The sequence below is a fragment of the Streptomyces sp. NPDC021224 genome (assembly GCF_044332905.1).
Lineage (GTDB): Bacteria > Actinomycetota > Actinomycetes > Streptomycetales > Streptomycetaceae > Actinacidiphila.
Genome location: NZ_JBIRPW010000007.1, coordinates 283,804 through 310,135, shown reverse-complemented (window position 1 = coordinate 310,135; position 26,332 = coordinate 283,804). Strand labels below are relative to the sequence as shown.

Sequence of the window (26,332 nt, the reverse complement as noted above, 5' to 3'; positions counted from 1 at the left end):
GTATGCCGGTCAGCCATGCGCTGCGCGCAGAGCTGCCCTGCGCAATCGTCGCTTGTCGCATGCCTCGCCGCCGACGAGGCTTTTCGGTATGACCACAGCACATACCGTCGCCGTCCTGGGCCTGGGACGCATGGGCGGCGCGGCGGCCGCCCGTCTCGCCGCCGAGGGCCACCGCGTCACCGGCTGGACGCGCTCCGGCCGCTCCGTACCCGGCGTCACGGCGGCCGCGACACCGGCCGCCGCCGTCGCGGACGCCGACACCGTCCTGCTGGCCCTCTTCGACGGCGGGGCCTGCCACCAGGTGCTCGACGCGATCCGCGGCGCGCTGCGGCCCGGTGCCGTCGTCGTCAACACCGCGACCGTCGCGCCCGCCGAGGCCGCGGACCTCGCCCGCCGGACGGGCCCGGCCTACGTGCACGCGCCCTTCCTCGGCTCGGTGCCCGCCGCGGCCTCGGGCACCCTGCGGATCCTCGCGGCCGGTGAGCCCGACGCCCTGCTGCGGGCCCGCCCGGTCCTGGACGCCCTCGGCACCGTGCACCCGGCCGCCGGGGCGGGCGCCGCCGCCGCGCTGAAGCTCGTCGCCAACGCAGGGCTCGCGGGCGCGGTGCTCGCCCTCGGCGCGTGCCTGCGGCAGGGCGACGCCCTCGGCCTGCCCCGCACGGAGGTGCTGGACGTCCTGGAGATGGGGCAGCTCGGCGGCCTCACCGCCCGCAAGCGGGCCTTCCTCGACGGGGGACCGGCGCCCGCCACCGCCGACTTCACCCTCGCCGCGCTGGTCAAGGACATGGACCTGCTGGCCGCCGCGTCGGGCGCGCCGCTGCCCGCGGCCACCGCGCTCGCCGCGGCACCCGCCGCCCCGGAGGCGGACATCGCGGCCGCCGCCGCGGCCCCGGCACCGGACGAGGCCGTCCTCGCCCCCTTGCGCGCGTACGCCCGCGGCCACGCGACCGGCGACCCGGCGCACTTCCGCGCCGCGTTCCTGCCCACCGCCCACGTCGAGGGCCTGCGCGACGGGTCGTTCGTCTCCTGGACGCTGGACGACTACTGCGCACTCTTCCCCGGCCGCCCCGCGCCGGACGAGGACGCGCGCACCCGCCGGATCGACTCCGTCGACGTCCACGGCAGCGCCGCCACCGCCCGGATGACCCTCGTCCACGGCCCGGACCGCTTCACCGACGTCTTCCTGCTGGTGCGCACCGGGGACGGCTGGCGCATCGCCAACAAGGCCTACCACCGCCACACCTGAGCCCCGCGAGACGCGTGGGCGAGCCCTTCCCGGGCCGACGTCACCGGTTCGTCGCGGCCCCGGCATCGGGATCACCGGATCGCCCGCCCGGCGACGGCTCGTGGAGGTACCGGATCTGCTCCCGTACGTCCCGGCCGTCCTCCCGCCGGGCGCGCGTCAGAGGCCGCTGCCCGCAGCCGTGGGGGCGTCGGTCCGCGCGGAGGCGGAGGAGAGCGGGACCGGGGTGAACATCGGCGGCTCCTCCTGCGGGGTGAGCGCGGTCGGGCCGTACACCCAGTCGGTGAAGGAGTAGTCGTACGTGTCGCGGGCCCGCAGCACCGCGTTGCGGCGCAGCCGCTGCTCGCCGTCGAGGTGCCACAGCTCGCCCCACGCGCGGGCGGTGGTCTGCACCCGGCGGCAGTGCTCGACGCGGACCGTCTGGTAGGCGGCGAGCGCCGCGTCCCAGTCGGGCCGTCCGCCCGCCGCCGGGGCCGCCTCCGCCTGCCGGGCGTAGTGCCGGGCCAGCACCCAGCCGTCCTCGATCGCCATGATCGCGCCCTGCGCCATGTACTGCAGCGGCGGGTGCGCCGCGTCGCCGAGCAGCACGACACGGCCGTGCACCCAGGTGTCGACCGGGTCCCGGTCGAGCATCTGCCACCAGCGGTCCCGCCACATAAGCGGGATGCCCTTGCGCACGGTGTCGCCGGTGGCGGCGAAGGCGGCGTCCAGCTCGTCCGGGGTGCCCCAGTCCGCGCGGCCCGCGAGCGCCTTGGGCGACTGGAAGACGGCGACCTGGTTGAACATCTCGCCGCCGCGCAGCGCGTACTGCACGAAGTGGCAGCGCGGGCCGACGTGCACGGTCACGTCGCGCTCGGCGACGCCGTTGCCGCGCACCGCGTCGATCGGCACGGCCGCGCGGTAGGCGACGTAGGTGGAGCTGACGACGTCGTCGCCGACCAGCTGGCGGCGGGCCGCCGAGTGCAGCCCGTCGGCGGCGACGACCAGCGGCGCCTGCTGCGCGCTGCCGTCCGCGAGCCGCACCAGCGCGCCCTCGGCGGTGTTCTCGTAGCCGGTGACGGTGCGGTCGGTCAGCAGCTCGACCCCGGCGCGTCCGCACGCCCGCAGCAGGATGCCGTGCAGGTCGCTGCGGTGGATGACCATGTACGGGAAGCCGTAGCGGCGTTCCAGGTCGCGCAGGTCCAGCCGGGTCAGCTCGCGCGAGTCGAGCGCGTCGCGCATCACCATGTGCTCGGGGACGACGCCCAGGTCCCGGGCCTCCTCCAGCAGGCCGTACTCGGCGAGGATGCGGGTGCAGTTGGGCGCGATCTGGAGCCCCGCGCCCACCTCGCCGAACTCCGGGGCGCGCTCCAGGACGCGCACCCGCAGGCCCTGCCGGGCCAGGGCGAAGGCGGCGCCGAGGCCGCCGATGCCGCCGCCGACGACGATGACGTCGGGGCACACGGCCGGGGAGGAGTCGGGTGTCATGCTCGGTACCTCGTGATCTGTTCCGTACGGGAGGCGGCGGGGTCCGGGGCGGGCCGGCCGTCAGAGCCAGGCGCCCAGCGCGGGCGCGGGCGCGCCGTCCGCCGTGAGCGGGCCGGCGCCGCGCCCGGCCAGGTAGGCGGCCAGCACGGGCAGCCCGCCCGTGACGAGCGCGGGCTCGCCGTCGCCGGGCAGCTCCCACGCGCCCGCGGCGCCGGGGGCGCGCAGACGCACGGCCGGGCCCGGCGCGGCGGCGCGCTTGGCGGCGATGTCGTCGCACAGCGCGGCCAGGAAACCGGCCGGCAGGTCGGCGAAGGTCACGCCGCCCGCCAGGTCCACCGCGTGCACGCACACCTCGCGGGCGCGCAGCCAGGGCACCTCGGACGCCGGTACGGTCCTGCCCTGCGCGGTGACGACCTCGGCGGCCCACTCCCGCTCGCCGAGCGCGTCCATGCCCGCCTCCAGCTCGCGGGCCGACGTGCGCAGCCGGGCGTGCAGCTCGCCCGCCGGCAGGGCCACGCCCTGCTCGATGCCCGCGGCGCGCTCCTCGGGGGAGGCGTACATCGGGGTGGGCACGCCGGTGGCGGCCCAGCGCACCAGGTTGGACAGTGCGTCGGCGTTGGCCGCGACGTGCGCGGCGACGTGCGCGCGGCTCCAGCCGGGCAGCGCGCTCGGCGCGGCGAGCGAGGCCTCGTCCAGGCAGCGGGCGGCCCGCAGCAGCAGTTCGGTGCCGGCCGCGGTCCACTGCCGGGCGTCGGCGAGGGTGCGCGGCATCAGGACACCTGCTCCTGCGCCCCGGCGGCCTCCTTGACGACGCGGTTCTCCAGCCGCCCGATGCCGGAGATCTCGGTGACGACGGTCTCGCCGCCGAGCAGGTAGCGCTCGGGGCGCCGGGCGTGGCCGACCCCGCCTGGGGTGCCGGTGGCGATGACGTCGCCGGGGTTCAGCCGGACGACGGTGGAGACGTACTCGACCAGCGCGACCGGGTCGAACAGCAGGTCGCCGGTGCTGTCGGACTGCATGACCTCGCCGTCCACCAGCAGCCGCACGTCCAGCACCGGACGGACCCCGCCGGGCAGTTCGTCGGGGGTGACCAGGTACGGGCCGACGGGGGTGGTGGAGTCCCAGGTCTTGCCCTGCAGCCACTCGCGGGTGCGGAACTGCCAGTCGCGGCACGTGATGTCGTTGAGCACGGTGAAGCCCGCGACGGCCCGCTCGGCCGCCGCGCCGCGGGCCCGCCGCACCGGGGCGCCGACGACGACCGCGAGTTCGGCCTCCCAGTCGAAGCCGTGCGTCTCGTCCGGCCGCACGATGTCGTCGCCCGCGCCGATCAGGGAGTCGGCGAACTTCGCGAAGAGCGTGGGGTGCTCGGGCAGGTCGCGGCCCATCTCCTGGATGTGGTTGCGGTAGTTGAGGCCGACGCACACCACCTTCGAGGGCGCGGGCACCACGGGCGCGAGGTCCGCGCCGGCCGCCGGGTAGGTCACCGCGTCCGCCGCGGAGACGGCCGCCGCGCGCCCGGCCCAGCCCTCGGCGGCGAGCAGGGCGCCGACGTCGGGGGCGCCGAGGTCGACCAGGACGTCGCCGTCGAGGCGTACGGCGCGGGTGCCGTCACCGGTGCGCAGGGTGGCGAGCTTCATCGGGGGTTTCCTTCCACGAGGGCGCGGTCGAGCCGCAGGGCTTCGAAGACGGGCGCGTCGCTGAACCGGAAGAGGTCCAGGGCGCCTGAGTCGGAGTCGGTCGCGCCCGCCTCGGAGCGGACCGAGAAGGGCTGCCAGGAGGGGACGGCGAACAGGTCGCCGCGGGCGACGGACCAGGTGGCGTCGCCCACGGTGACGCGGCCGGAGCCGTCGAAGACCTGGTAGACGGACGAGCCCGTGGCCCGTACCGGCGCGGTCTCGGCGCCGCGCGCGACACGGTGCATCTCGGCCCGCAGGGTCGGCAGCACGTCGGCGCCGGTCGCCGGGTCGGTGAACCGGACGGCCGCGTGGCCGGGCTCCACCGTGCCGCGGTGGCCCTCGGCCTCCAGCGCGAGCTGGTCGGCGAGCGCGCGGTCGGTGTGCTCCCAGCGGTAGGCCAGCAGCGGCGAGCCGGGACCGGTGGGGCCCGCGGACACCGGGCGCAGACCCGGGTGGCCCCACAGCCGCTCGGAGCGCGAGCGGTCCGGGGTGATGCGCTCGGCGTCGCTGATCCCGTCCCGGCCGAACTCGAAGAACTGGCTCTCGCTGGTGTACTGGAAGGGGATGTCCAGCCCGTCGATCCAGGCCATCGGCTCGGCGGTGGCGTTGTGGTGGGCGTGCCAGTTCCACCCGGCCTGCGGGAGGAAGTCGCCGCGCCGCATGGCCACCGGGTCGCGCCCGACGACCGTCCACACCCCCTCGCCCTCGACGACGAAGCGGAAGGCGTGCTGGGTGTGCCGGTGCTCGGGGGCGTCCTCACCGGGCATCAGGTACTGGATGGCCGCCCACAGCGTCGGGGTGGCGAAGGGCCGCCCGCCGAGCCCGGGGTTGGCCAGCGCGATGGCCCGGCGTTCGCCGCCGCGGCCGACCGGGACCAGGTCGCCGGCCTGCGCGGCCAGTGCGCGCAGCCGCTCCCAGCGCCACAGGTGCGGTACGGCGCGCGAGTGCGGGTGCGCGGGCATCAGGTCGCCGATCTGCGTCCACAGCGGGACGAGCAGCTGCTGTTCGAAGCCGCGGTAGAGGTCGTCGAGCGCGGGGGTGACGTCGGGCTGCCCCGCCGCGGCGACGGCCTGGAGCCGTACCGGGGAGGCCGGGGGAGCCGGGACGCCCAGGGTGGTGTCCGGCGCGGTGTCCCGCGCGGTGTCATGTGCGGTGGAGGACTGTGTCACACGGCTCAGGGTGCATCCTGTCTTCCAGGAGAACACCGAGATTCTGCACAGCAGAACCAATGGTCTCGGCCGAGCCGAGCGCGGGAGCGCGGAACCGGGAGAGAGCCCTCGTGGACAAGCCGCTCAAGACACCGCCGCCCTACCCCGTCACGAGCGTCGACCACGCGCTGCGCGTCGCGACGATGCTCCAGATGGAGGGCGGGGCGACCGTCTCGCAGATCGCCGCGCGCCTGGGCGTGGCCCGCTCCACCGCGCACCGGATCCTCGCGATGCTCGTCTACCGCGACTTCGCCGTGCAGGGCGACGACCGGGTCTACCGCGCCGGGCCCGTCCTGGAACTCGCCGCGCACTCGCAGTCCCTGGTCTCCCGGCTGCGCGCCGCCGCCCTGCCGCACCTGCGCCGGGTGGTCGACCTGCTCGACGAGACCGCCAACCTCACCGTCCGCACCGGCGACACCGCCCGCTTCATCGCCGGCGCCGAGAGCCGCCAGGCGCTGCGGGTGGGCTCGCGCGAGGGCATGGTCTTCCCCGCGCACCGCACCACCGCGGGCCTGCTGCTGCTGGCCGAGCTGTCCGACGAGCAGCTGGCCGAGGTGTACGCGCCCGAGCGCTACCGTGACCGCCCCGCCGACCGCCCGGACCTGGCGGCGCTGCGGACGGAGCTGGCCCGGCTGCGCCGCAACGGTTTCGCCGTCAACAAGGAGCTGTCCGAACGCGGCCTGGTCGCCGTCGGCGTCCCCGTCCGCGACCGGGACGGCACCGCGGTGGCCGGGCTCTCGGTCTCGATGCCTGGCATCCGCTACGACCCCCACCGCCTCCGGTCCCTGGTCGGCGCCCTGGAGAGCACCGCGCACCGGCTGGAGCAGGACCTCGCGGCCCACGACTGAGACCGGCCCCCGCCCCGGTACCCCCGGGCGGCGGCCGATGTCGGCGGGCCCCGGAGCGTCCCGCCCGCCACCCGCGCGCTCATGAGGCACCATGCGGTCACGGACGGTTCACTCCGAGTGCGGGCGGACGGCGTGAGGAGGGTGCGGGTGCCGGGAGCGAGCGGGGAGGAGGAGGCGGCCGCGACGGGGTTCGTGCGGGCCGTGGTCCTGGCGGCGACCGTCCTGCTCTACGTCCTCGTGCTCGGCCTGGAACTCGGCACCTCCCAGCGCTCGCACGTACCGTCCGTGCTGGTGGCGGTCCCGGCCCTGGTCGCGCTCGCCTTCGGCCCGCCGGTGATCGTCGCCTCGGCCGTGGTGGTGGCCGCGACCCGCTGGGCGTTCCTCGCCGTGGAACCCGCGCGTTTCGGCGCCGCCGCGGGCACCAGTGTCGCCTCGCTCGCCGTCGCCGCCGTGGCGTGTTTCGTGGTCACCCGGCGGCGGCAGGCGGCCGCGCGCCTGGTGGAGGTCACCTCCGTCGCCGAGACGGTGCAGCGCGCGCTGCTGCGCCCGCCGCCGCCCGCCGTCGGCGCCTTCCGTATCGCCGCGAGCTACCGGGCGGCCGCGCAGTTCGCCCGCATCGGCGGGGACGTCTACGCGGTCGCCGACACCGGATTCGGCCTGCGGGTGCTCATCGGCGACGTGCGGGGCAAGGGGCTCGAAGCGGTGGCCACCGGCGCCGTCGTCCTCGGCTGCTTCCACGAGACCGCCTTCGACCACCCCACCCTGGAGGGTCTCGCGGGCCGGCTGGAGCTCAGCCTGCGCCGCTACCTCACCGACGCCGAGGGCTTCGTCACCGCGCTGCTGGTCGAGATCGCCCCCGACGGCCGCATGCGCGCGCTGTCCTGCGGGCACCCGCCGCCGCTCCTGCTGCGCGGCGAGGACGCGCTCGACGTCCCGGCGGCCCCCGGACTGCCGCTCGGCCTGGGCGGTCTGCCGACCGGCGCCGAACCGGGGCCCGCCCCCGCGGCCGTCCGGCTGCGGCACGGCGACACCGTCCTGCTCTACACCGACGGCATCACCGAATCCCGCGACGCCACCGGCGCGTTCTACCCGCTCGCCGACCGGCTCCGCGCGCGCCCCCGGCGGACCGCCCCGGACGCCCTCCTCGACTGGCTCCAGCGGGACGCGTGCGCCTACGCGGACGGCCGCACCCACGACGACGCGGCGCTCCTCGCGCTCACCTGGACCTGAGCGTCGCGCCCGGCGCCGGGTAAGGGCGGTTCAGGTGCCGGGGGCGTCGAGCACGTCGCCGACGGGACGGCGCGGCGTCGCGGGTCCTTCCGGCCCGTAGCCGAACCGCATCACCATCTGCACGTGCACGTACTCCTCGCGCGGGTCCCGCAGGGCCCACCGCAGGTCCGGCCACTCCACCGCCTGGCTGAACAGCGACGCGCGGACACCGTGCGCGGTGGCGACCAGCAGGGCGCGTTCCAGCCCCTGCCCGGCCCGCAGCCAGTCCGCCGGTTCGTCGCCCACGGTGCCGAGGACGGCCACGGCGGGGCGCTGCTCGTAGGCCTCCGGCAGCCGGGGCGTGACGCCGAGACCCGCGGTGAAGTCGCGCACCGGCATCCGCCCGGTGGTGTCACGGGTGGGGAAGGCCGAGGTGGGGACACCGCTGGCGCCCTGGTCGCGCACCCACTCCCGGCTCTCCGCGGCCCGCGCGGGATCGGCGAGACCGCGCCACTCGGCCTCGGAGGTGAGGTGCAGGACGCGGGCCGTCTCCCGTTCCCCGGGGAACACCAGGCGGGTGTCCTCCGCGGCGGCGGCCGCCGCGATCTCCGCGCGCATCTCGGACGGCACCGGGGGACCGGTGAACGGGACGCGGCTGCTGTGCCGGTGCCAGAGCGCCTCGTACAGCTCCGCCTCCCCGTACCGCTCCCCGAGCCCGCGGGGTCCGGCCGGGCGTACCGCCGCCAGGAAGCCCGGGTCGGCGGGGCGCGGCAGCAGCCGGACGACGGGCTCCCAGCCGAAGTGCGCCACGGCGGCCCGCAGGTTGAACACCGCCGCGCCCGCGGAGATGTGCAGGCCCCGCCCGCCGGGATCGATGGAGTTGAGCGCCCGGTCCGGCGCCGCGTGCACCTCCACCGTGGTGGTGGCGGGGTCGAGGCGGAACCGCCACGGCTGCGTGTTGTGGATCGAGGGCGCTGTCACGGCCGCGGCGACGAGCTTCTCCAGCGTCGCCCGGTCCAGTGCCCGTGCCACTGTTCCGGTCGTCATGGACGCCTCCTCACGCTCCGTTTCCAGCGTACGTGCAGGCGGCCCGGACCCGCCCTTCCACGGCGGGGCGACGCGGCCCCGGCCGTGGAGGGGCGGGCGCTCAGCAGGTCCCGTCGGCGATCACGTAGTAGTCCGTCCCGGTCTGCCGGAGCGTGTGCACGACGAAGACGTTCCACAGCCCCATGTCCTGGCCGGATCCGTCGGCGTAGGCGTGGCCGCCGCTCTGGTGGGCGCGGCCCGCCGCGACCTGTGCGTAGTTGTTCGCGGTGAAGCAGGCCCCGCCGGTGCCGCCGCCGGTCGTCCGGGCGGTGACCGCCGCGGAGGCGGGTCCCGCCGTTCCCGCGGAGTCGACCGCCGCGACCGTGTAGGTGTACGAGGTCCCGGCCGTCAGGCCGGTGTCGGTGAACGACGGGCCGGTGGCCGTACCGGCCCTGGCTCCGTCGCGGTAGACGGTGTACGACGCGGCGCCGGTGACGGCGGTCCAGCCCAGCGCGACCGAGGTGTCGGCCGCCGAGGTCACCGTCAGGCCCGTCGGCGCGGGCAGCGACCCCGTGCCCCCGCCGCCGCCGGGGCCGTCCAGCCCCCAGAAGCGGGCGGTCCAGTAGCTGGAGCAGATGGTGTCGGCGTAGTACGCGCCGGTGGCGCCGCACTGCTCGGTGGCCGTTCCCGGGTCGACGGCCAGGCCGTGGCCCATCCCGGAGATCTGGTACAGCTCCACGGCGGGGCTGCCCTGCGCGTCGTCGTAGACGCTCAGCGTGGTGCCGCCGGGCAGCGACTCGGTACGGGACGCGGTCTGGCCGATGCCCCACACGTCGGTCCACTGGTCGCGCAGCTCGGTGGCGTTGACCGGCTGGACGGTGGTGTCCGACGTGCCCTGCCAGATCGCGACGCGCGGCCACGGGCCGCCGTAGCCCGGGTCGGCGGCCCGGACCTTGTCGCCCCACTGCGCGGGGGTCAGGCCCAGGCTGCCGTACTGGCACTGCGAGGCGGCGGCCTGCGTGGCCGCGCACTGCGCGGGCAGCCCGGAGTCGACCGATCCGCCGGCGAAGACGTCGGGGTAGGCGGCGAGCAGGTCGGCGGTCATCCCGCCGCCGGCCGACAGACCGGTGACGTACACCCGCCGGGCGTCGGAGCCGTACTGGGCCTTCGCGGCGGTCACCATCGACACGACCGAGGCGGCCTCGCCCTTGCCGCGGGAGTCCTTCGCCGAGTCGAACCAGCTGAAGCAGGACAGGGCGTTGTTCGCGGCGCCGGTCTGCGGGAGGACCAGCGCGAAGCCCCACAGGTCGGCGTACTTCTGCCAGCCGGAGTTGGCGAAGTAGTCGGCGGCGCTCTGCGTGCAGCCGTGCAGCGCGACCACCAGCGGCGCGCCGGACGGCAGGTTCGCCGGGGCGTACTCGTACATCGTGAGGTTGCCCGGGTTGGACCCGAACGAGGAGACCTGCGTCAGGCCCGCCGCGCGCGCCGGGGCCGCGGACCAGGACACCGACACGCCGAGACCGGCGGCCAGCAGCGCCAGGACGGCGAGGACCGCCGTCGCGACGGGACGGCGGGAGGGGGAGACGAGGGAGGACGGGGGAGGACCGGGGGGAAGAGGCATCGTCGGCTCCATGGGGGGATCCGTTGGTCGGACTCGCGTGGACGCTAGGACCGCCCCCCGCGGGCCCGACAGGTGACGGACCGCCACCGATGCGCCGGGCCAGTGGCGGCCGCCGCCATTGCGGGCCCGCGCCCGCGGTGGGTGCCGCCGGACGGCACCGCGCGCTCCCGCGCGGTCCGGTCCGGCATGGGTCCGGCCACCATGACCGGGGCGGGAAGTATGGCCGCCGCCCACGTGTGCGCGCCCCCGCAACGTTCCTAGCGTGACGGCCATGGAGAGCACTGACAGCCACGGCCCCGGCGGCGCGGGTTTCCTCGCCGGGCGCACGGCCCTGGTCACCGGGGCCGCCAGCGGTATCGGGAAGGCCTGCGCGACGGCGTTCGCCGAGGCCGGCGCGGCCGTGTACGTGGTGGACCGGGCAGCGGCCGCGGCCCAGGAGGTGGCCGCCGCGATCGGCGGCACCTGCCTGGTCACCGACCTGTCCGACCCCGGCGCCGTGGACGGCCTGCCCGCGGACGCCGACATCGTCGTCAACAACGCCGGGCTCCAGCACATCGCCCCGGTGCACGAATTCCCGCCGGAGCGCTTCACGCTCATCCAGCAGGTGATGGTCGAGGCCCCGTTCCGGATCCTGCGCCGCACCCTGCCGCACATGTACGCGCGCGGCTGGGGACGGGTCATCAACATCTCCTCCGTGCACGGGCTGCGGGCCAGCCCCTACAAGTCCGCGTACGTCGTGGCCAAGCACGCCCTCGAGGGGCTCAGCAAGACCGTGGCGCTGGAGGGCGCCCCGCACGGCGTCACGAGCAACTGCATCAACCCCGGCTACGTGCGCACCCCGCTGGTCGAGAACCAGATCGCCGGGCAGGCCGCCCGGCACGGCATCCCCGAGTCCGAGGTGGTGGAGCGGGTGATGCTCGAACGGACGGGGATCAAGCGGCTCATCGAACCGGCCGAGGTGGCCGCCGCGGCCCTGTGGCTGTGCTCGCAGCACACCGGCTACATCACCGGCAGCTCGCTTCCGGTGGACGGCGGCTGGACGGCCCACTAGGGCCTGTCGTGTGGACGGGAGCCGCCCCGGCACGCCCCCGCCCCCCGCCGGGCCACGGGCGCTGACGCGGGCCGGGCCGCCTCGGTAGTCTCGGGCCCCGCGTCGGCTCCGGCCCTCGCCCGTACCAGGTGCGACGATCCGCCCGCACTCCCGCGCAGGGCCGCCGCGGCGGCCCCGGGCGGGCCGCTCCTACCCGCACGGTGGTCCCGATGCCAGAAGCACCCGCACCCTCCGCGCCCCCGCAGCCGGGGGAGCAGACCGCGTCCGTCGCGCCCTTCCTGCGGCGGCTCCTGGAGCTCGTCGCCGAGGACGCCCCCGCCGAGGAGTACGGGGCCGTCACCGTGCGGGCCCGAGCCGCGGGCGCGGGGGCGGCCGACCTCGCGGAGCTGGAACAGGCCGTCGGCACCGCTCTGCGGGTGCGCCGCGTCCTGCGCCGGCACCGCCGCCGGGAGAGCGAACTGGCCGCGCTCTTCGACACCGCGGGCGACCTCGCGGCGCTGCGCGACCTCGACGCGGTGCTCCAGTCCATCGTGCGCCGGGCGCGGATGCTGCTGGGCACCGACACCGCCTACCTGACGCTGCGCGACGACGAGGCGGGCGACACGTACATGCGGGTCACCGACGGTTCGGTGTCCCCGCTGTTCCAGCGGCTGCGGCTGAGCTACGGCGACGGCCTCGGCGGTCTCGTCGCGCAGCTCGCCCGGCCCTACGCCACCCCCGACTACCGCACCGACGAGCGTTTCCGGCACACCGGCTCGATCGACGAAGGGGTGCTGGACGAGGGCCTGGTCGGCATCCTCGGGGTGCCGCTGGTGCTCGGCGGGCGCGGCGGCGCGTCCGCGTCCGCCGGAGCCGCCGACGGCGACGTGATCGGCGTGCTGTTCGCCGCCGACCGCACCCCGCGCCCGTTCACCCCCGACGAGGTGGCACTGCTGTGCTCGCTCGCCGCGCACGCCGCCATCGCCATCGACACCGCCCGGTCCATCACCGAACTCGCCGAGGCGGGCGCCGTCATTCGCGAGCACGCGGCCGCCATGCAGCGCGCCGAGGAGGCGCACGACCGGCTCACCGACCTGGTGCTGCGCGGCGGCGACCTGCCGGAGGTGGCCGCCGCGGTCGCCGGGCTGCTCGGCGGGCCGATCACCCTGCACGACCCGGAGGGCCGTACCCTCGCCGCGGCCGGCCGCCGCGGCGGGGCCTTCGACGGCCTGGTCCCGGAGGCGGCGTCCCTGGCACGGCACGCCGCCGACTCGCACGCCGCGGCCCGCGCGGTCTTCCGCGACGGCCGCTGGACGTGCGCGGTGCTCGCCGGGCAGGAACTGCTGGGCAGCCTCGTGCTGTACGGGCGCGGGCGGCTCGACGACTCCGACCGGCGGCTGTTCGAGCGCGCCGGGGTCGTCACCGCGCTCCTGCTGCTGCTCAGCCGCTCCGTCGCCGAGACCGAGAACCGGGTGCGCGGCGAACTGGTCGCCGACCTGCTGACCGCGCCCGACCGCGATCCGGCGGGCCTGGTGGTGCGCGGCCTGCGGCTCGGCATCGACCTGGCGCAGCCCTGCCTGGTGCTCGTCGCCGAGACGTCGCCCGCCCACCACGACAAGCTGGTCGCGGCCGCGGGCCGCTGCCTGTTCGGCAGCGCCGGGATCAGCGCCGAGCAGTCCGGCACGGTCGTGCTGCTGCTCCCGCACGACGGGACGCCGCCCGGCGCGGCCGCCCGCGCGGCCGTCGCCCAGCTGGCCCCGCTGGTCGGCGCGCCCGTCACGGTCGCCGCGGGCGGGCCCGCTACCGGGCCGGGGGCGATCGCCGAGGCGCACGCCGAGGGGCTGCGCTGCCTGAAGGCGCTCCAGGCGCTCGGCCGGACCGGCGACGGCGCCGGCGCCGCCGAACTCGGCTTCCTCGGCGTGCTGCTGGGCAACGACCGCGACGTGGCGTCGTACGTCACCGCGACGCTCGGGCCGCTGCTGGAGTACGACGCCCGGCGCGGCACCGAGCTGGTGCGCACCCTCGCCGCCTACTTCGCCTGCGGCGGCACGCTCACCCGCACCAAGGACGAGCTGCACCTGCACGTCAACACGGTGGTACAGCGCCTGGACCGGATCCAGGCGCTGCTCGGCGCGGGCTGGAACGACCCGGAGCGCGCGCTGGAACTCCAGCTCGCGCTCCGGCTGCACCTGCTGTCGGGCACCTGAGGCCGCTACGGGGCCTTCCCGGCGCGTACGGTCCGCAGCCGCTCCGGGAGCCGGGCCACCCCGCCCGGCAGCACGTACACCGCGACCACGAACAGCGTGCCCAGCAGGAACAGCGGCTGCGACAGCGGCACCCGCAGCACCTGCGGCAGGCCCGTCACGGTGCCGGACCCGGCGAGGTCGCCGAGCCGCTGGTCGGCCCAGGTGTAGGCGACGCCCCCGATCAGCGGCCCCCACCGGGAGCCGGATCCGCCCAGGACGACCATCACCAGCAGCGAGAGGGTGAAGTCGGAGGTGGTGGTCCGCGGGGTCGCCCCGCCGGTGAGGAGCAGGTGCACCACGCCGCCCGCGGCGGCGAGCGCCCCGGCCAGGACGAAGGCGACGAGCTTGAAGCCGTACGGGCGCAGGCCCAGCACCTCCACCCGGCGCTCGTTCTCCCTGATGCCCTCCCACACCCGGCCGGTGGGCGAGCGCACCGCCCACTGCACCACGGCCAGCGTCAGCACCAGATAGGCCAGCGCGATCCAGTACAGGTTGGCGGTGTTGCCGATGCCGGCCAGGAAGGACGGCAGTTTGTCGGCGGGGATCGCGCGGCCCTCCTCGCCGCCGGTCACCCCGCCCGGGTCGCGCTCCACCAGCAGCGAACCGGCCTGCGCGAACGCCAGGGTGACCATGGAGAACGCGATCCCGGACACCCGCAGCGACACCGATCCCAGCAGGGCCGCGAGCACGGTCCCGGACAGCAGGCCGAGCAGCACCGACGGCACGAACGGCAACCCCGCCCCGGCCATCAGGATCTCGGTGGCGTAGCTGCCCGCGGCGAAGTACAGGGCGTGCCCGAACGACAGCAGCCCGGTCCGGCCGAGCAGCAGGTCGTAGCCGGTCGCGAGCGCCCCGAACACCAGACAGAGCGCGAGCAGTTGCAGGCTGCCCGCGGAGCCGACGGGGCCGTCGAGCAGGCCCGGCAGCGGCATCGCGCTGTACGGCACGGCGATCAGCACCGCCAGCACCGCCGCGGGCCACCAGCGCGTCCAGGAGCGGGCGGCCGCCCGGACCCGCGGTGTGTCGGGGCCCGCGGTGCGGACCGGAGCGGCGGTGGTCATGCGAGCCTCCCGGTGAGACCGCCCGGCCGCAGCAGCAGCAGGGCGGCGAGCAGGACGACCACGGCGAGGTCGCCGAGGCCGGACGCCGTGTAGTAGTTGGCGAACTGCTGGACCAGCCCCACGCCGGCCGCGGCCAGCGCCGCGCCGGACACCGAGCCCATGCCGCCCATCACCACCACCACGAACGCGAAGATCAGCAGCGAGGTGCCTTGGCCCGGGTCGACCGAGCCGTAGTACAGCCCGCCGAGCGCGCCGCCGAGCGCGGCCGCGGCCCCGCCGATCGCGAAGACCAGGGTGAACGCGCGCCGTACGTCGACGCCCAGCGCGGTGACCATGGCCCGGTCCTCCACCCCGGCGCGCACCACCAGGCCGTGCCGGGTGCGGCCCAGGAACAGCCGCAGCCCGGCGAGCACCAGCAGCGCGGCGCCCACCAGGACCAGCCGGTTGACCGGGATCCGGGCGCCCAGCAGCCCGAACGTGCCGGACAGCGCCTGCGGTCCGGGGAAGGGGCGGGCGTCGGAGCCCCAGACGGCCGACAGCAGGGCCGGCACCGCCAGGCCCACACCGACGGTCGCGAGCACCTGCTCCCGGGGCCGCTCGTACAGCGGCCGGATCAGCAGCAGTTCGAGGACGACGGCGGCCAGGGTGCCCACCGCGGTCCCGAAGGCGACGGCGAGCACGAAGCCCGCCCCGCCGGGCCCGGCCCCCGGTACGTGCCCGGAGGCGGCCCACCAGCTGCCGTACGCGCCGATCGACAGCAGCGCGCCGTGCGCGAAGTTGAGGACGTCCATCAGACCGAAGATCAGCGACAGCCCGGAGGCCACCAGGAAGTACAGGGCGCCCAGGCCCAGTCCGGTGACCGCGAGCAGAACGACGGTGGACATCAGGCGTCCGCCTCCTCGTGCGAGCTCGAACCCACGCCCAGCAGGCGGCGGGTGGCGCCGGCGTCCGCCAGCAGGTCGGCGGCGGGACCGCGGTGCGCGGTGCGCCCGTCGGCCAGCACCACGCAGGAGCCGGCCAGCCGCCGCACCAGCGCCAGGTTCTGCTCCACGAGCAGCACCGGCACGGCGAGCGCCGCGCGCTCCAGCACCCGGGCCACCTCCGTGACGACCCGCGGCGCCAGCCCCTTCGTCGGCTCGTCGGCGATGACCAGCCGGTTGCCGTTGAGCAGGGTGCGGGCGATGGCCACCATCTGCTGCTGACCGCCCGACAGGGTCCCGGCGGGCTGGTCCGCGCGCTCGCGCAGCTCCGGGAACAGCTCGTACACCAGCGGGTAGTCGGGGGTGCCCGCGCCGGGGCGCTCGGCCAGCCGCAGGTTCTCGGCCACCGTCAGACCGGCGAAGACCCCGCGGTCCTCCGGCGCGTAGCCGATGCCGCGGCGCACCAGGTCGTGGGTGGCCAGCCGTACCGTCTCGGCGCCCGCGAGGCGGACGCTGCCGCTGCGCGGCACCAGCCCGAGCACCGCGCGGACCGTGGTGGTCTTGCCCGCCCCGTTGCGGCCGAGCAGCGCCGTGACGCCGGCCGGCGCCACGTCCAGGTCGACGCCGTGCAGGATGTGCCGGCCGCCCAGCACGACCCGCAGGTCCCGCACCTCCAGCAGCGGCCCTTCCGCCGTGCTCACAGCGCCTCCCCCAGGTACGCGGACTGCACGGTGGCGTCCGCCATGACGGCCCGCGGGGTGTCCAGGGCCAGCAGCGTGCCGTGGTGCATCACCGCCAGCCGGTCGGCGAGGCCCAGCAGCACGTCCATGTGGTGCTCGACCATCAGGACCGTGCGGCCCTCGTCGCGGTGCAGCGAGCGGATCAGCGCGGTGAGCGCCGGCACCTCCTCGGCGCTCACCCCCGCCATCGGCTCGTCCAGCAGCATCAGCCGGGGCTCGCCGACCAGCAGCACGGCCAGTTCCAGCTTGCGCTTCTCGCCGTGCGACAGGGCCCCGGCCGCCGCGTCCGCGCGGTGCGCCAGACCGGTGCGCTCCAGCACCCCGGCCACCTTGCCCGCGTACCCGGCGGCCCGCCGCCACAGGCGGTACGAGCCGCCCCCGGCGGCCTGCGCCGCCAGCCGCACATGGTCCGCGACCGTCATCGACGGCCACAGGCTCGACGTCTGGAACGTCCGGCCGAGACCCCGCCGGGCGCGGGCGGCCGGTCCGTGCGCGGTGACGTCCGCGCCGTCCAGCGCGATCGTCCCGGCGGCCACCGGGACCAGACCGCTGATCAGGTTGAACAGCGAGGTCTTGCCCGCGCCGTTGGGACCGATGAAGGCCAGGAACTCGCCCTCGCGCACCTCGAACGACACGTCGTCGACGATGGCCGCGCCGCCCACCGACCAGCCCACCCCCGCCAGCCGCAGTACCGGGGCCACGGTCAGCCCGCCATCGGGTGGGACGGCGGCGCCACCGACGCCATCGGCAGCCGGGAGAGCAGCTGCGGTACGGCCGCCGTGCCGCTGCCGGTGAGCTTCGCGGTGAACATCGGCTGGAGCAGCGCGTGGTCCGCCGCCCGGACCTGCTCGTCGCCCTTGGGCCCCTGGAAGGACCAGCCCTCCAGCGCCTTGACCATGGCCGTCGCGTCCGTGGCGCTGCCCGCCTCGACGGCGTGCACGATCATCTGCGCCGCGGTGAAACCGTCCGGTGTGAACAGGTCGGGGGTGCCGCCCGCGGCCGTGACCGCGTCCAGCATCGCCTTCTCCACGGGCGTGCCGGCCGCGCCCGGGAAGTAGTGCGCCAGGAACGACACCTTCGCGCCGGCGGCGCCGAACAGCGGGTACGAGGACACGCCCGCCAGGCCCGTGACGACCTTGGTGGAGCCGACCACGCCCTGCTGGTCGAGCGCGGTCCACAGCGCGGGCGCGCTCGCCCCGGCCCAGGCCACGAACACCAGGTCCGGCTTGCGGGAGCGCACCTGACGGGCGAACGGTGTGAGGTCGCCCGCGCTCGGCGGCGCCAGCACCGAGTCCACCGTGGCCCCCTGACCGCCCAGCACCTGCTTGACCGCCGCGACGTTCGCCTGCCCGAACGCGGAGTTCTGGGTGAGGACGGTGACCTTCTTGCCCTGGGCGCCGCCGAGCAGCGAGCCCGCGGCCAGGATGTCCTGGTAGGACTGCCGCCCGGAGCGGAAGGTGTACGCGTTGACGCCGGTCAGCGCGTCCGTCGCCGCCGGTCCCGCGACGTACAGCACCTTGTTCTGCGCGGCCAGCGGGGCCAGTTGCAGCGCCACGCCCGAGTCGGTGGTGCCCGCGATGATCCGGGTGCCCTTGCCGATCAGCGACTTGGCCTCGGCGACCGCCTTCGCCGGGTCGCCCGTGTCGTCCTGCTCGGTGACCTCCACCTTGTGGCCCCCGGCCTTGCCGGTGCCGTGCGTGGCGTACGCCAGACCGGCCTTGAACCCCTCGGCGTACTGCTTGCCGTACGCCGCGAGCGGCCCGCTGCGCGAGTACACCAGGCCCACCTTCACCGGCGCGGACGCGGCGTCGCCGCCTGCCTGCGAGGAACTGCCGGCCTGCCCCGGCTTGCTGCACCCGGCCAGCAGGACGGCGGCCACGGCCGCCACCGCGAGCGCGGTGAGGGATCTGCTCCTGCGCGGACCCGAGGGCCGCGAAGCGGTGGAGGTACGGATACGACGCATGGCGACCGGCTTCCGGAGAGGGGGTGTGTGGTGGGGTGAACGGTAGAAGCGGCCAGGTGAACGGGACATGTGGGCGGCACACGTTCTGCGCGGGCGACCGGTGTCGGCGCGGACCATGGCAGGCGCCGGCCCCCGGGCACGGCGGGGCGCGGCGGGGCACGGAAAGAGCCCGGGAGCCGGGGGCCGTCCCCCGGGCCGGGCCCCTTCGGCGCCTGGCGGTCAGCCGCCCAGGGCCTCGCGCACGTGGGCGGCCACGACACGCGCCCCGGCCTCGCCCAGCAGCACCGAGTAGTGGTTCACCCCGGGGACGAAGTGGGCCGCCACCCCGGCCCCGGCCAGAGCGCCGGCGGCGATCACCTCGGGCGCGTACAGCCCCACCGGCTCGTCCTGCAGGCCGCGCTCCGCCCACAGCAGCCGCGCGGGAAGGGGCAGCGAGTGGATCGCGGCGAAGACCTCGGGGTTGCGCAGCTCGTCCTCCGCGTCCTCGCGGACGGCCGCGGCCCGGCAGGCGGACCGCAGTTCGGGCGCCTGCCCGACCAGGTCCCGGTCGAGGTAGGCGGCGACGTCCGGCCCGGACAGATCCGCGAAGGCCGGGTGCTCCGCCCAGAACGCGTGGTAGGCGGCGCGGTCCGGGAAGGTCGTCTCCAGCTTGCGCATCGCGGGCCCGATCACCGCGTGCAGCACCGTGTCGATGTCCACATCCTGCGGCACCGGGAAGCCCAGCCCGCCGTCGACCAGCACGGCCGCCGCGTAGCGTTCCGGATGGCGGCGGGCCGCGACGCACGCCACGAAGCCGCCCATCGAGTGCCCGGCGAGCACCGCACGCGGCACGCCGAAGCGGTCGAGCACCGCCCGCAGGTCGTCGGCGTGCCGGGCCATGCTGCTGGTCCCCGCGACGTCCCGGCTCAGCCCGCGCCCGCGCAGGTCGGGGGCGATCACCTCCACGCCGTCCAGCTCCTCGGCGACCCGGGCCCACGCCAGCCCGTTGGAGGCGATGCCGTGCACGGCCAGCACCGTGCCGCCGCCCGGTCGTCCGGGCCAGCGCCGTACCGCCAGCCCGCCGCCCTCGACCTCCACCCGGCCGTCCTCGTACGCCCGCTCACCCATCCGCCGCCCGCCCTTCCGTGCCCACCGCCGCCCCGCGCGGCCAGTGCAGGATAGGCACCCGCCCGGCCGGGGGACATGGCCGCGGCCCACACAGCGCGGGACCGCCCGGTGTGCGCGGAACCCCGTGCGGGACCGCCCGCGGGCGGACACCCCCCAGCGAGGTTGACCTTGCCCCTGGGGCAGGGCCGACGGTGGAGCCATGGACACCTCATCGGCTCAGAACCGGCTCCTGTCAGAGCAGCGCGCCTACTACAGCGCCCTCGCCCCCGACTACCTCGGCCAGCGCCTCGACCTTCCCGGCGGCGCCGAGCCGGCCATGGCGCTCGACGCGTTCCGGCCGACGGGGAGGGTCCTGGAGCTGGCCTGCGGTCCCGGCACCTGGACCCCTCAACTGCTCCGCCACGCCGACGACGTCACCGCCGTCGACGCGTCCCCGGAGATGCTCGCGCTCGCCGCCGGCCGCGTCCCGGACGGCGCCCCGGTCGGATTCGTCGAGGCCGACCTGTTCACCTGGGAACCCGACCGCCGCTACGACGTCGTCTTCATGGGGTGCTGGCTCTCGCACGTCCCCGACGGGCGGTTCGAGTCCTTCTGGTCCCTGGTGGCCGCCGCCCTCGCACCGCGCGGCCGGGTGTTCTTCGTCGACGACCACCACCGGACCCCGGAGGAGCTCGTCGAGGGCCCGGCGTCCTCCACCGTCGAGCGGCGCACCCCCGACGGGACCGCCTACCGGATCGTGAAGTTCCCCCACGAGCCCGCGGAGCTGGAGGCGCGGCTTCGCGGCCTCGGCTGGGACATCACCGTGACGCCGACGGCCGGGCCGTTCTTCTGGGGCGCGGGCCACCGGGCGGGGGCCCGGTGAGGAACCGTCACGGCCGGAGCCGGACGGCGGCAGGACTCAGCGGCCGATCCCGTCCAGCTCGGCGAGATCCTCCGCGGTGAGCGCGAGCGCCGCGCCGCACGCGTTCGCGCGCAGGTGGGCGACCGAGGAAGTGCCGGGGATGAGCGCGATGTTGGGCGAACGGGCGAGCAGCCACGCCAGGGCGACGGCCGTCGCCGTCGTGTCCCGGCGGGCGGCCACCGCGTCGAGTGCGGCGGACTGCAGCGGGCTGAAGCCGCCGAGCGGGAAGAAGGGCACGTAGACGACGCCCTGCCCGGCCAGCTCGTCGATCAGTGCGTCGTCCCGGCGGTGGGCGAGGTTGTACATGTTCTGCACGCACACCACCGGCGCGATCGTCCGCGCCTCGGCGACCTGCTCCGCCGTCGCGTTGCTCACCCCCAGGTGCCGGATCAGGCCCTGCTGCCGGAGTTCGGCGAGCGCCTCGAACGGTTCGGCGAGCGAGCCGGGCACCGGGCCCCGGGCGTCGCCGAGGCGGAGGTTGACCACGTCGAGCGTGTCGAGGCCGAGGTCGTCGAGGTTCTCCTGGACGGCGCGGCGCAGTTCCCCGGGCCGCCGGGCCGGGGGCCAGCCGCCCTGCGGGTCGCGGACGGCGCCGACCTTGGTGACGATGCGCAGCGCGGCGGGGTAAGGGTGCAGCGCCGCGCGGATCAGCCGGTTGGTGACGCGCGGTCCGTAGGCGCCGGAGGTGTCCACATGGGTGATCCCGAGCTCGGCGGCCTCGCGCAGGACGGCCACCGCGGCGTCCGGGTCCGCGGGCGGGCCCATGACCCCGGGACCGGCGAGCTGCATCGCGCCGTAGCCGAAGCGGGTGACGGGCAGATCGCCCAGGGCCAGGGTGCCGCCGGGCAGTGCCGTCGAAGGTGTCTGCATCGCTGGTTCTCTCTCCTGCGTGTCGGTGCTGTGGAAGGCCGCGTGCCGGCCGGGCCCGTCGGCCGCCCGCGGCGGCTCTCCGGGGCCGCCGGGGGCCCTGCGATCGTCGCCCGGGGGCGGCGACGGCGGCCAACACCGACTCGGTGCACGGTGATACCCGCCGGGTATCACCGGATTACGCTGGGGCGGATGAGCACCGTCGAGACTCGCGAGCTGCGCTACTTCGTCGCCGTCGCCGAGGAACTGCACTTCGGCCGCGCCGCCGAGCGGCTCGGCATGGCCCAGCCACCGCTGTCCCGGGCGATCCGCCAGCTGGAACGGCGCCTCGGCGTCGGCCTGCTCGAACGTGACCGCCACGGTGTCGCCCTGACCGCCGCGGGCGAGGTGCTGCTGCACGAGGGCCGCGCGGCCCTCGACGCGGCCGCGGCCGCCGCCCGCCGCACCGTCCGGGCCGGCGCCCCGGACGGCACCGGCAACCGGCTGGTGCTCGCCGTCAAGGCCGCCGCCTCCCACGAGCTGCTGCGCAAACTGCTCGACGCCCACGCGGCCGAACCCGGCGCCGCCGAGGTCGAGGTGCTGCCGAGCGGCACGTGCGAGCAGGGCGAGTTGCTGAGGGACGGCCGGGCCGACGTCGCGCTCATGCACACCCCCTTCAACTCCCTCGCCGGTTTCGACAGCGAGGCGCTGCTCACCGAGGGCCAGATCGCCGTGCTGCCCGCCCGGCACCCTCTCGCCGCGCGCCGGAGCCTGTCCCTGGCCGAGGCCGCCGGCGTCCCCGGCCTGCCGCTCGCCCGCTGGTCGCACGACGGCGGTTACGCCCCCGGCCCCGGGCCCGAGATCCACGACCAGACGCAACTGGCCCAGCTGATCGCCCTCGGCCGCACCCTGGCGGTCTTCCCCGACTCGGCCCGCGCCTGGCTGTGGGCCGAGCACGCCGCCGTCCCGCTGAGCGACGCGCCCCCGGTCGTCACCCACATCGTGTGGCCCGCGCACAGCCGCTCCCTCGCCCTCGCCGCGCTCGTCCGCACCGCCACCCGGCTGTGAGTGACCGGCGGTGCCGCACGGGTATCGTCGGAGCGAGTCCGAGAGACGCTGCAACGGGCCCCGGCGCGCCCGCCACGCTCGGACCTCCTCCGTACCGGAAGGGCGTCTGTGTACGCCGGGGGGCGTCCATGCGTCATGACGGGAACGACCGGATCAGCTACAGGGCACCGGAGGCGGGCGGTCACGGCGCCCTGCGGGACACAGCACGCCGCTCCTTCACGGAGACCTTCGGGCACCTCTACGCCCCGGAGCCCTTCGGCGCGTTCCTCGACGGCGCCTACGGGCCGGACGGCACCATGGCGCGCGACCTCACCGACCCGTCGGTCCGCTGGCGGGCCGCCTTCCACGGTGCCACCCCCGTCGGATACGCCAAGCTGACGCCGCTACGGGCCCCCGCCGCCGACCCGGCCCCCGGCGCGCTCGAACTCCAGCAGATCTACGTCCTCGGCGCGTGGCACGGCAGCGGGGTCGCCACCCGGCTCATGGACTGGGCGCTGGCGACGGCCGCCGCCGAGCAGGCCCCGGAGATCTACCTGACGGTCTTCGACCACAACGAGCGGGCCAAGCGCTTCTACCGGCGGCACGGCTTCGCGGAGTCCGGCCGCTGCACCTTCACCCTCGGCGACCGTACCGACGACGACCGGATCTGGCGGCGCGTCATGCCCGACGCGTAGGCCTGCGCACGGCACCCGCGCACGGCATCGCGCACAACACCCGGGCCGGGCCTGCCCACGGGCCCGAACCCGGACGACGACCGCCGCCTTCGCCACCCCCGCGCCCGGCGGAGCGGCACGTCGCCACCCGCCGCGCCTTCGTCACCTGAACACGCGTCGCGCCTGCCACCACGCGAGCCCCACCACCGCGGTCGCGGTGAGCGTGACCGCGGCGCGCGGCAGCCGGGCGGCGCCCGCGTCGCCGTACGCGCGGCGGGCGCGGACCGCCCCGTGGGACTGCCAGCTCAGAGCGGAGTGACTCGACTGGCCCGACAGCCACGACCCGAAGGACTGGTAGGACCCGATCGACAGCGCGGACATCGCCGAGCCGAGCGACCCGAAGGACGCGAAGGAGCCCACCGACCCGATCGACAGGGCCGAGCCCGCCGACCCGATGGACAGCACCGACTCGGTGGAGCCGATGGACAGCAGCGAGTTGCGGGAAGCGACCGACCAGCGTGAGAACATGCCCGTCATTGTCCACCGGGCGCCGCGGGCCCGCGCACGGGCCCGGTCGTTCCCGCGCGGAGCGCGGTCCGCGCGGGAAGAGCCGAGGAGAGCCTGTGCACCCCGATCAATTCCCTGTCGACGGCGACCTGGTGGCGCAGCTGGTCGCGGGGCGGTTCCCGCGGTGGGCAGGGCTGCCGGTACGGCGGCTGGCGTCCGGCGGGACGGTCAACGCGATGTTCCGGCTCGGCGACGACCTGCTCGTGCGGCTGCCGCTGGTGCCCGGCGGGGCGGCGGACGTCGAGCGGGAGCGGCGGTGGCTGCCGCGGCTGGCGGGACTGCTGCCGGTGCCCGTACCCGAGGTGGTGGGGGAGGGGGAGCCCGGCGAGGGGTATCCGTGGGCCTGGTCGGTGCTGCGGTGGCTGCCGGGCGCGCCGCCCGAGGCGGGGGCGCTCGCCGATCCCGAGGGGCTGGCGGCCGACCTGGCGGGCTTCGTGACCGCGATGCGCGCCGTCACCCTGCCCGACGCGCCGCGCGCCCACCGGGGCGGACCGCTCGCCGCACTCGACGCCGAGACACGTCAGGCGATCGAGGCGCTGCGGGCGGTCCCGCAGGAGGAGGTGGACTGCGACGCGGCCCTGGCCGTGTGGGAGGAGGCACTGCGGGCCCCCGCGTGGGACGGCTCGCCGGTGTGGCTGCACGCCGACCTGATGCCGGGCAACCTGCTCGTCCGCGGCGGACGCCTGTCCGCCGTCATCGACTTCGGCTGCGCGGGCGCCGGCGACCCGGCGTGCGACCTCTTCCCGGCCTGGAACCTGTTGCCGCCGCACGCGCGCGACACCTTCCGCGCCGCCCTCGGCGCCGACGACGCCACCTGGGCCCGCGGCCGCGCCCGCACCCTCTCGCAGGCGCTGATCGCCCTGCCCTACTACCGGGAGACCAACCCGGCGATGGCCCGCAACGCCCGCCACGTCCTCCGGGCGGTGCTGGGCGGTCGGTGAGGGGGCCCGGAGGACGGGCCCCGGGCGGGAGCCGGGCCGCCCGCTCCCGGCGGGAGCGGGCGGCCACGGGTGTCAGTGCCTGCTGAGCACGCCGTACTCGAAGGCGGCGAACGCCGCCTCCTGGCGCCATTCGACGGCGGCCCGGGGGCTGGCGGCGAGCAGTCGGCGGCAGGCCGCCGAGGCCGGACGGCCGGTGCCGGGGAGCTGGTCGCGGCAGGCCGGCTGCGGGCGGTAACCCAGCGCGGTGGGGTTGCCCGACCAGAGCGAGGCGCCGGGCAGGAAGGCGTACTGGAGCGAGGCGCGGGCCAGGTCCTTCAGCTCCGGGTACGTCAGCCCGTAGGTCGCGGCCGCGTACTGAAACTCGTGGCTGATGTCGACACGGGAGACCCCCGGGTCGTCGGTCGCGAGGACGACGGGCACGCCGTAGGCCCGGTAGGTCTCGAACGGGTGCTCGGCGCCCTTGACGCCCAGGATCTGCGCGTTGCTGCTGAACGGCACCTCGACGGCGACCTGGCGGGCCGCCATGGTGCGGGCGGTGGCCTGCCAGTCGTCCTCGTGGACCAGGTCCACGCCGTGCCCGATGCGCTCGGCGCCCGCGACGCCGACGGCCTCCTCGATGTGGAAGGCCAGATCGGCGGGCTTGACCAGGCCGGGCCACAACTCACCCGCGTGCAGGGTCACATGGGCCCTCGGGTAGACCGTGCGCAGGTACTGGAGCATGTGCATCTGGAGGCTGTAGTCGCGCAGCGCGACTTCGCCGTCCTCGGGCTGGACCAGGTTGACGGCGACGAACCGCGGGTCGGCCTCGGCCAGCCGCATGCCGACTTCCATCTGCGTGAAGACGCGTTCGGGCGCGCTGCCGCGGGAGACCTGGGAGATCCACCGCACGGTGAGCGCGCACCCGGGCCGGGCGGCGGAGGTGCCGCAGCGCTCCGAGGCGCGGAACTCGGCGTCGCCGTCGTCGGCCTCCTTGCGGGCCGCGGCGACGACCGCGTCGAGCTTGCCGTCCGCGGTGAGCTTCGCGTGCAGGGCGGCGAAGTCCGGGTCCCAGCCCACCTGCTGGGCGAGCTGCTTGGCCTGGTCCGAGGCCGGGGTGACCATCGTCTCCAGGTAGAACTGGTTCTGCCGCACCGCGGTGTCCGCGACGTCGGCGAGCATGTCGCCGCGGTGCCGCCACGTCACCTCGCCGAACTTGCCGAAGGTGTCGAAGAAGTGGTCGTGCCCGTTGCCGTCCGGCGGGAAGTCCTGCATGGACCAGGCCCGCACGATCGCGTCGTGGAATGCCTTGTCGGTCCGCGCGTCCGCGGCGGGCCGGGTGCCGGGCCCGCAGGGCGGCTCGACGGCGGTCATGGTCTGCATCTCGATGCACAGGCCGTCTTCCGCGGCCCGGTCGATCAGGTACTCGGTGGAGACCGCGCCGGACAGGTGGTTGTGCAGGTCGCCGCCCTTGGGCATCGCCACGAAGAAGTCGCGCAGCCGGGCCGGATCGGCGCGGACGGAGCGCAGGTAGGCGTCGGTGAGCGCCTCGGCGGGTGTCACCAGGCGGGCCGCGGCCGACGGCGCGCCGGAGGCGGTGCCGGAGCGCGCACCCGACGCCGCCGCGGGCGCGGGCGCCGCCAGCGCGCACACCACGGCGAGCGCCCCAAGACCGGCGCCCGCCAGCCGCCGGAGCCGGCGGGCGGGGGAGAAACCGTTGATGATCATGGTGCCATCGTGGCCACGGAGGGCCCCGCGCGCGGGAGTTGACACACCGCCGCACGCCCGCCGTCACCCGTACGGGGGGTGCGGCGGGGGAGGCCCCGCGGGATACGCCGTTCGGCCCCGCGGGCGAGACCGCCCGCATCGAGGGGCCGGTCCGCGGGTAGCCATACGTGATGTGAAGGACGAGAACGGCGATACGAGCGATAACGGCGATATCAGAGATATCAGCGACACCGATGCGAGCAACGTGAGCGACGTGAACGACGAGCACCGTGACAACAGTCCGAAGA

The 26,332-nt window shown here is 76.0% G+C and carries 24 protein-coding genes; 9 read left to right on the top strand and 15 right to left on the bottom strand.

Annotation, left to right across the window (positions count from 1 at the left end):
* Nucleotides 1-88: 88 nt before the first annotated feature.
* On the top strand, nt 89-1,246 hold the full coding sequence (locus ACH4PY_RS20210; protein WP_398184246.1) for a nuclear transport factor 2 family protein: 1,158 nt from the start codon (nt 89-91) through the stop codon (nt 1,244-1,246).
* Nucleotides 1,247-1,402: 156 nt separating this feature from the next.
* On the opposite strand, the gene ACH4PY_RS20205 is transcribed toward ACH4PY_RS20210, so the two are convergent.
* From ACH4PY_RS20205 to ACH4PY_RS20190, 4 genes are read right to left on the bottom strand one after another with little or no spacing between them, the layout of a single operon-like run.
* On the bottom strand, nt 1,403-2,710 hold the full coding sequence (locus tag ACH4PY_RS20205) for an FAD-dependent oxidoreductase (RefSeq protein WP_398184243.1): 1,308 nt from the start codon (nt 2,708-2,710) through the stop codon (nt 1,403-1,405).
* A 60-nt stretch (nt 2,711-2,770) separates the two neighbouring features.
* Nucleotides 2,771-3,481, bottom strand: coding sequence for a maleylpyruvate isomerase family mycothiol-dependent enzyme (locus tag ACH4PY_RS20200; RefSeq protein WP_398184241.1), 711 nt, complete (start codon nt 3,479-3,481; stop codon nt 2,771-2,773).
* Nucleotides 3,481-4,347, bottom strand: a complete 867-nt coding sequence (locus tag ACH4PY_RS20195; protein WP_398184239.1) for a fumarylacetoacetate hydrolase family protein — start codon at nt 4,345-4,347, stop codon at nt 3,481-3,483. The genes ACH4PY_RS20200 and ACH4PY_RS20195 overlap by 1 nt, the downstream gene beginning before the upstream one ends.
* Nucleotides 4,344-5,555, bottom strand: coding sequence for a cupin domain-containing protein (locus tag ACH4PY_RS20190; protein ID WP_398184236.1), 1,212 nt, complete (start codon nt 5,553-5,555; stop codon nt 4,344-4,346). The genes ACH4PY_RS20195 and ACH4PY_RS20190 overlap by 4 nt, the downstream gene beginning before the upstream one ends.
* Before the next feature lie 110 nt (nt 5,556-5,665).
* Between ACH4PY_RS20190 and ACH4PY_RS20185 the strand changes: the two genes are divergently transcribed.
* Together ACH4PY_RS20185 and ACH4PY_RS20180 are read left to right on the top strand one after the other, a co-directional pair.
* Nucleotides 5,666-6,442, top strand: coding sequence for an IclR family transcriptional regulator (locus tag ACH4PY_RS20185; RefSeq protein WP_398184234.1), 777 nt, complete (start codon nt 5,666-5,668; stop codon nt 6,440-6,442).
* Nucleotides 6,443-6,589: 147 nt separating this feature from the next.
* Complete coding sequence (locus ACH4PY_RS20180) at nt 6,590-7,672, top strand: PP2C family protein-serine/threonine phosphatase (RefSeq protein WP_398184231.1); 1,083 nt, start codon at nt 6,590-6,592, stop codon at nt 7,670-7,672.
* A gap of 30 nt (nt 7,673-7,702) precedes the next feature.
* On the opposite strand, the gene ACH4PY_RS20175 is transcribed toward ACH4PY_RS20180, so the two are convergent.
* Both ACH4PY_RS20175 and ACH4PY_RS20170 read right to left on the bottom strand, forming a co-directional pair.
* Entirely contained in the window at nt 7,703-8,698 is a 996-nt protein-coding gene (locus tag ACH4PY_RS20175; RefSeq protein WP_398184228.1) for an Acg family FMN-binding oxidoreductase, read from the bottom strand.
* A gap of 100 nt (nt 8,699-8,798) precedes the next feature.
* Nucleotides 8,799-10,298 carry a PHB depolymerase family esterase gene (locus tag ACH4PY_RS20170; RefSeq protein WP_398184225.1) on the bottom strand — a complete coding sequence of 500 codons (1,500 nt, stop codon included), beginning with the start codon at nt 10,296-10,298 and terminating at the stop codon, nt 8,799-8,801.
* 271 nt (nt 10,299-10,569) lie between these two features.
* Between ACH4PY_RS20170 and ACH4PY_RS20165 the strand changes: the two genes are divergently transcribed.
* Nucleotides 10,570-11,349: a 3-hydroxybutyrate dehydrogenase gene (locus ACH4PY_RS20165; protein WP_398184222.1), complete on the top strand. Its 780-nt coding sequence runs from the start codon at nt 10,570-10,572 to the stop codon at nt 11,347-11,349.
* 209 nt (nt 11,350-11,558) lie between these two features.
* Nucleotides 11,559-13,535 carry a helix-turn-helix domain-containing protein gene (locus ACH4PY_RS20160; RefSeq protein WP_398184219.1) on the top strand — a complete coding sequence of 659 codons (1,977 nt, stop codon included), beginning with the start codon at nt 11,559-11,561 and terminating at the stop codon, nt 13,533-13,535.
* Between the two features lie 5 nt (nt 13,536-13,540).
* Here the strand turns inward: ACH4PY_RS20160 and ACH4PY_RS20155 are convergent, their stop codons facing one another.
* From ACH4PY_RS20155 to ACH4PY_RS20130, 6 genes are all read right to left on the bottom strand, one after another.
* Nucleotides 13,541-14,635 carry a branched-chain amino acid ABC transporter permease gene (locus ACH4PY_RS20155; protein WP_398184217.1) on the bottom strand — a complete coding sequence of 365 codons (1,095 nt, stop codon included), beginning with the start codon at nt 14,633-14,635 and terminating at the stop codon, nt 13,541-13,543.
* Nucleotides 14,632-15,519, bottom strand: a complete 888-nt coding sequence (locus ACH4PY_RS20150) for a branched-chain amino acid ABC transporter permease (RefSeq protein ID WP_398184214.1) — start codon at nt 15,517-15,519, stop codon at nt 14,632-14,634. The genes ACH4PY_RS20155 and ACH4PY_RS20150 overlap by 4 nt, the downstream gene beginning before the upstream one ends.
* Complete coding sequence (locus tag ACH4PY_RS20145; protein WP_398184211.1) at nt 15,519-16,256, bottom strand: ABC transporter ATP-binding protein; 738 nt, start codon at nt 16,254-16,256, stop codon at nt 15,519-15,521. The genes ACH4PY_RS20150 and ACH4PY_RS20145 overlap by 1 nt, the downstream gene beginning before the upstream one ends.
* On the bottom strand, nt 16,253-16,996 hold the full coding sequence (locus tag ACH4PY_RS20140; protein WP_398184208.1) for an ABC transporter ATP-binding protein: 744 nt from the start codon (nt 16,994-16,996) through the stop codon (nt 16,253-16,255). Before ACH4PY_RS20140 ends, ACH4PY_RS20145 begins: the two co-directional genes overlap by 4 nt.
* A 2-nt stretch (nt 16,997-16,998) precedes the next feature.
* Nucleotides 16,999-18,258: a substrate-binding domain-containing protein gene (locus ACH4PY_RS20135; RefSeq protein ID WP_398184205.1), complete on the bottom strand. Its 1,260-nt coding sequence runs from the start codon at nt 18,256-18,258 to the stop codon at nt 16,999-17,001.
* 219 nt (nt 18,259-18,477) lie between these two features.
* Nucleotides 18,478-19,365, bottom strand: a complete 888-nt coding sequence (locus ACH4PY_RS20130; protein WP_398184203.1) for an alpha/beta fold hydrolase — start codon at nt 19,363-19,365, stop codon at nt 18,478-18,480.
* A gap of 199 nt (nt 19,366-19,564) precedes the next feature.
* Between ACH4PY_RS20130 and ACH4PY_RS20125 the strand changes: the two genes are divergently transcribed.
* Entirely contained in the window at nt 19,565-20,227 is a 663-nt protein-coding gene (locus tag ACH4PY_RS20125) for a class I SAM-dependent methyltransferase (protein WP_398184200.1), read from the top strand.
* A 36-nt stretch (nt 20,228-20,263) separates the two neighbouring features.
* Here the strand turns inward: ACH4PY_RS20125 and ACH4PY_RS20120 are convergent, their stop codons facing one another.
* Entirely contained in the window at nt 20,264-21,136 is an 873-nt protein-coding gene (locus tag ACH4PY_RS20120; RefSeq protein WP_398184197.1) for an oxidoreductase, read from the bottom strand.
* Nucleotides 21,137-21,325: 189 nt separating this feature from the next.
* On the opposite strand from ACH4PY_RS20120, the gene ACH4PY_RS20115 reads away from it, so the two are divergent.
* Nucleotides 21,326-22,180, top strand: a complete 855-nt coding sequence (locus ACH4PY_RS20115) for a LysR family transcriptional regulator (RefSeq protein ID WP_398184194.1) — start codon at nt 21,326-21,328, stop codon at nt 22,178-22,180.
* Nucleotides 22,181-22,308: 128 nt separating this feature from the next.
* A complete protein-coding gene (locus ACH4PY_RS20110) occupies nt 22,309-22,854 on the top strand; it encodes a GNAT family N-acetyltransferase (protein ID WP_398184191.1) in 546 nt (181 codons plus the stop codon).
* A gap of 141 nt (nt 22,855-22,995) precedes the next feature.
* Here ACH4PY_RS20110 and ACH4PY_RS20105 read toward each other — a convergent pair whose 3' ends face one another.
* Nucleotides 22,996-23,361, bottom strand: coding sequence for a hypothetical protein (locus ACH4PY_RS20105; RefSeq protein WP_398184188.1), 366 nt, complete (start codon nt 23,359-23,361; stop codon nt 22,996-22,998).
* A gap of 95 nt (nt 23,362-23,456) precedes the next feature.
* Between ACH4PY_RS20105 and ACH4PY_RS20100 the strand changes: the two genes are divergently transcribed.
* On the top strand, nt 23,457-24,341 hold the full coding sequence (locus tag ACH4PY_RS20100) for an aminoglycoside phosphotransferase family protein (protein ID WP_398184186.1): 885 nt from the start codon (nt 23,457-23,459) through the stop codon (nt 24,339-24,341).
* Nucleotides 24,342-24,413: 72 nt separating this feature from the next.
* On the opposite strand, the gene ACH4PY_RS20095 is transcribed toward ACH4PY_RS20100, so the two are convergent.
* Nucleotides 24,414-26,045, bottom strand: a complete 1,632-nt coding sequence (locus tag ACH4PY_RS20095; RefSeq protein WP_398184183.1) for an adenosine deaminase — start codon at nt 26,043-26,045, stop codon at nt 24,414-24,416.
* Nucleotides 26,046-26,332 lie beyond the last annotated feature (287 nt).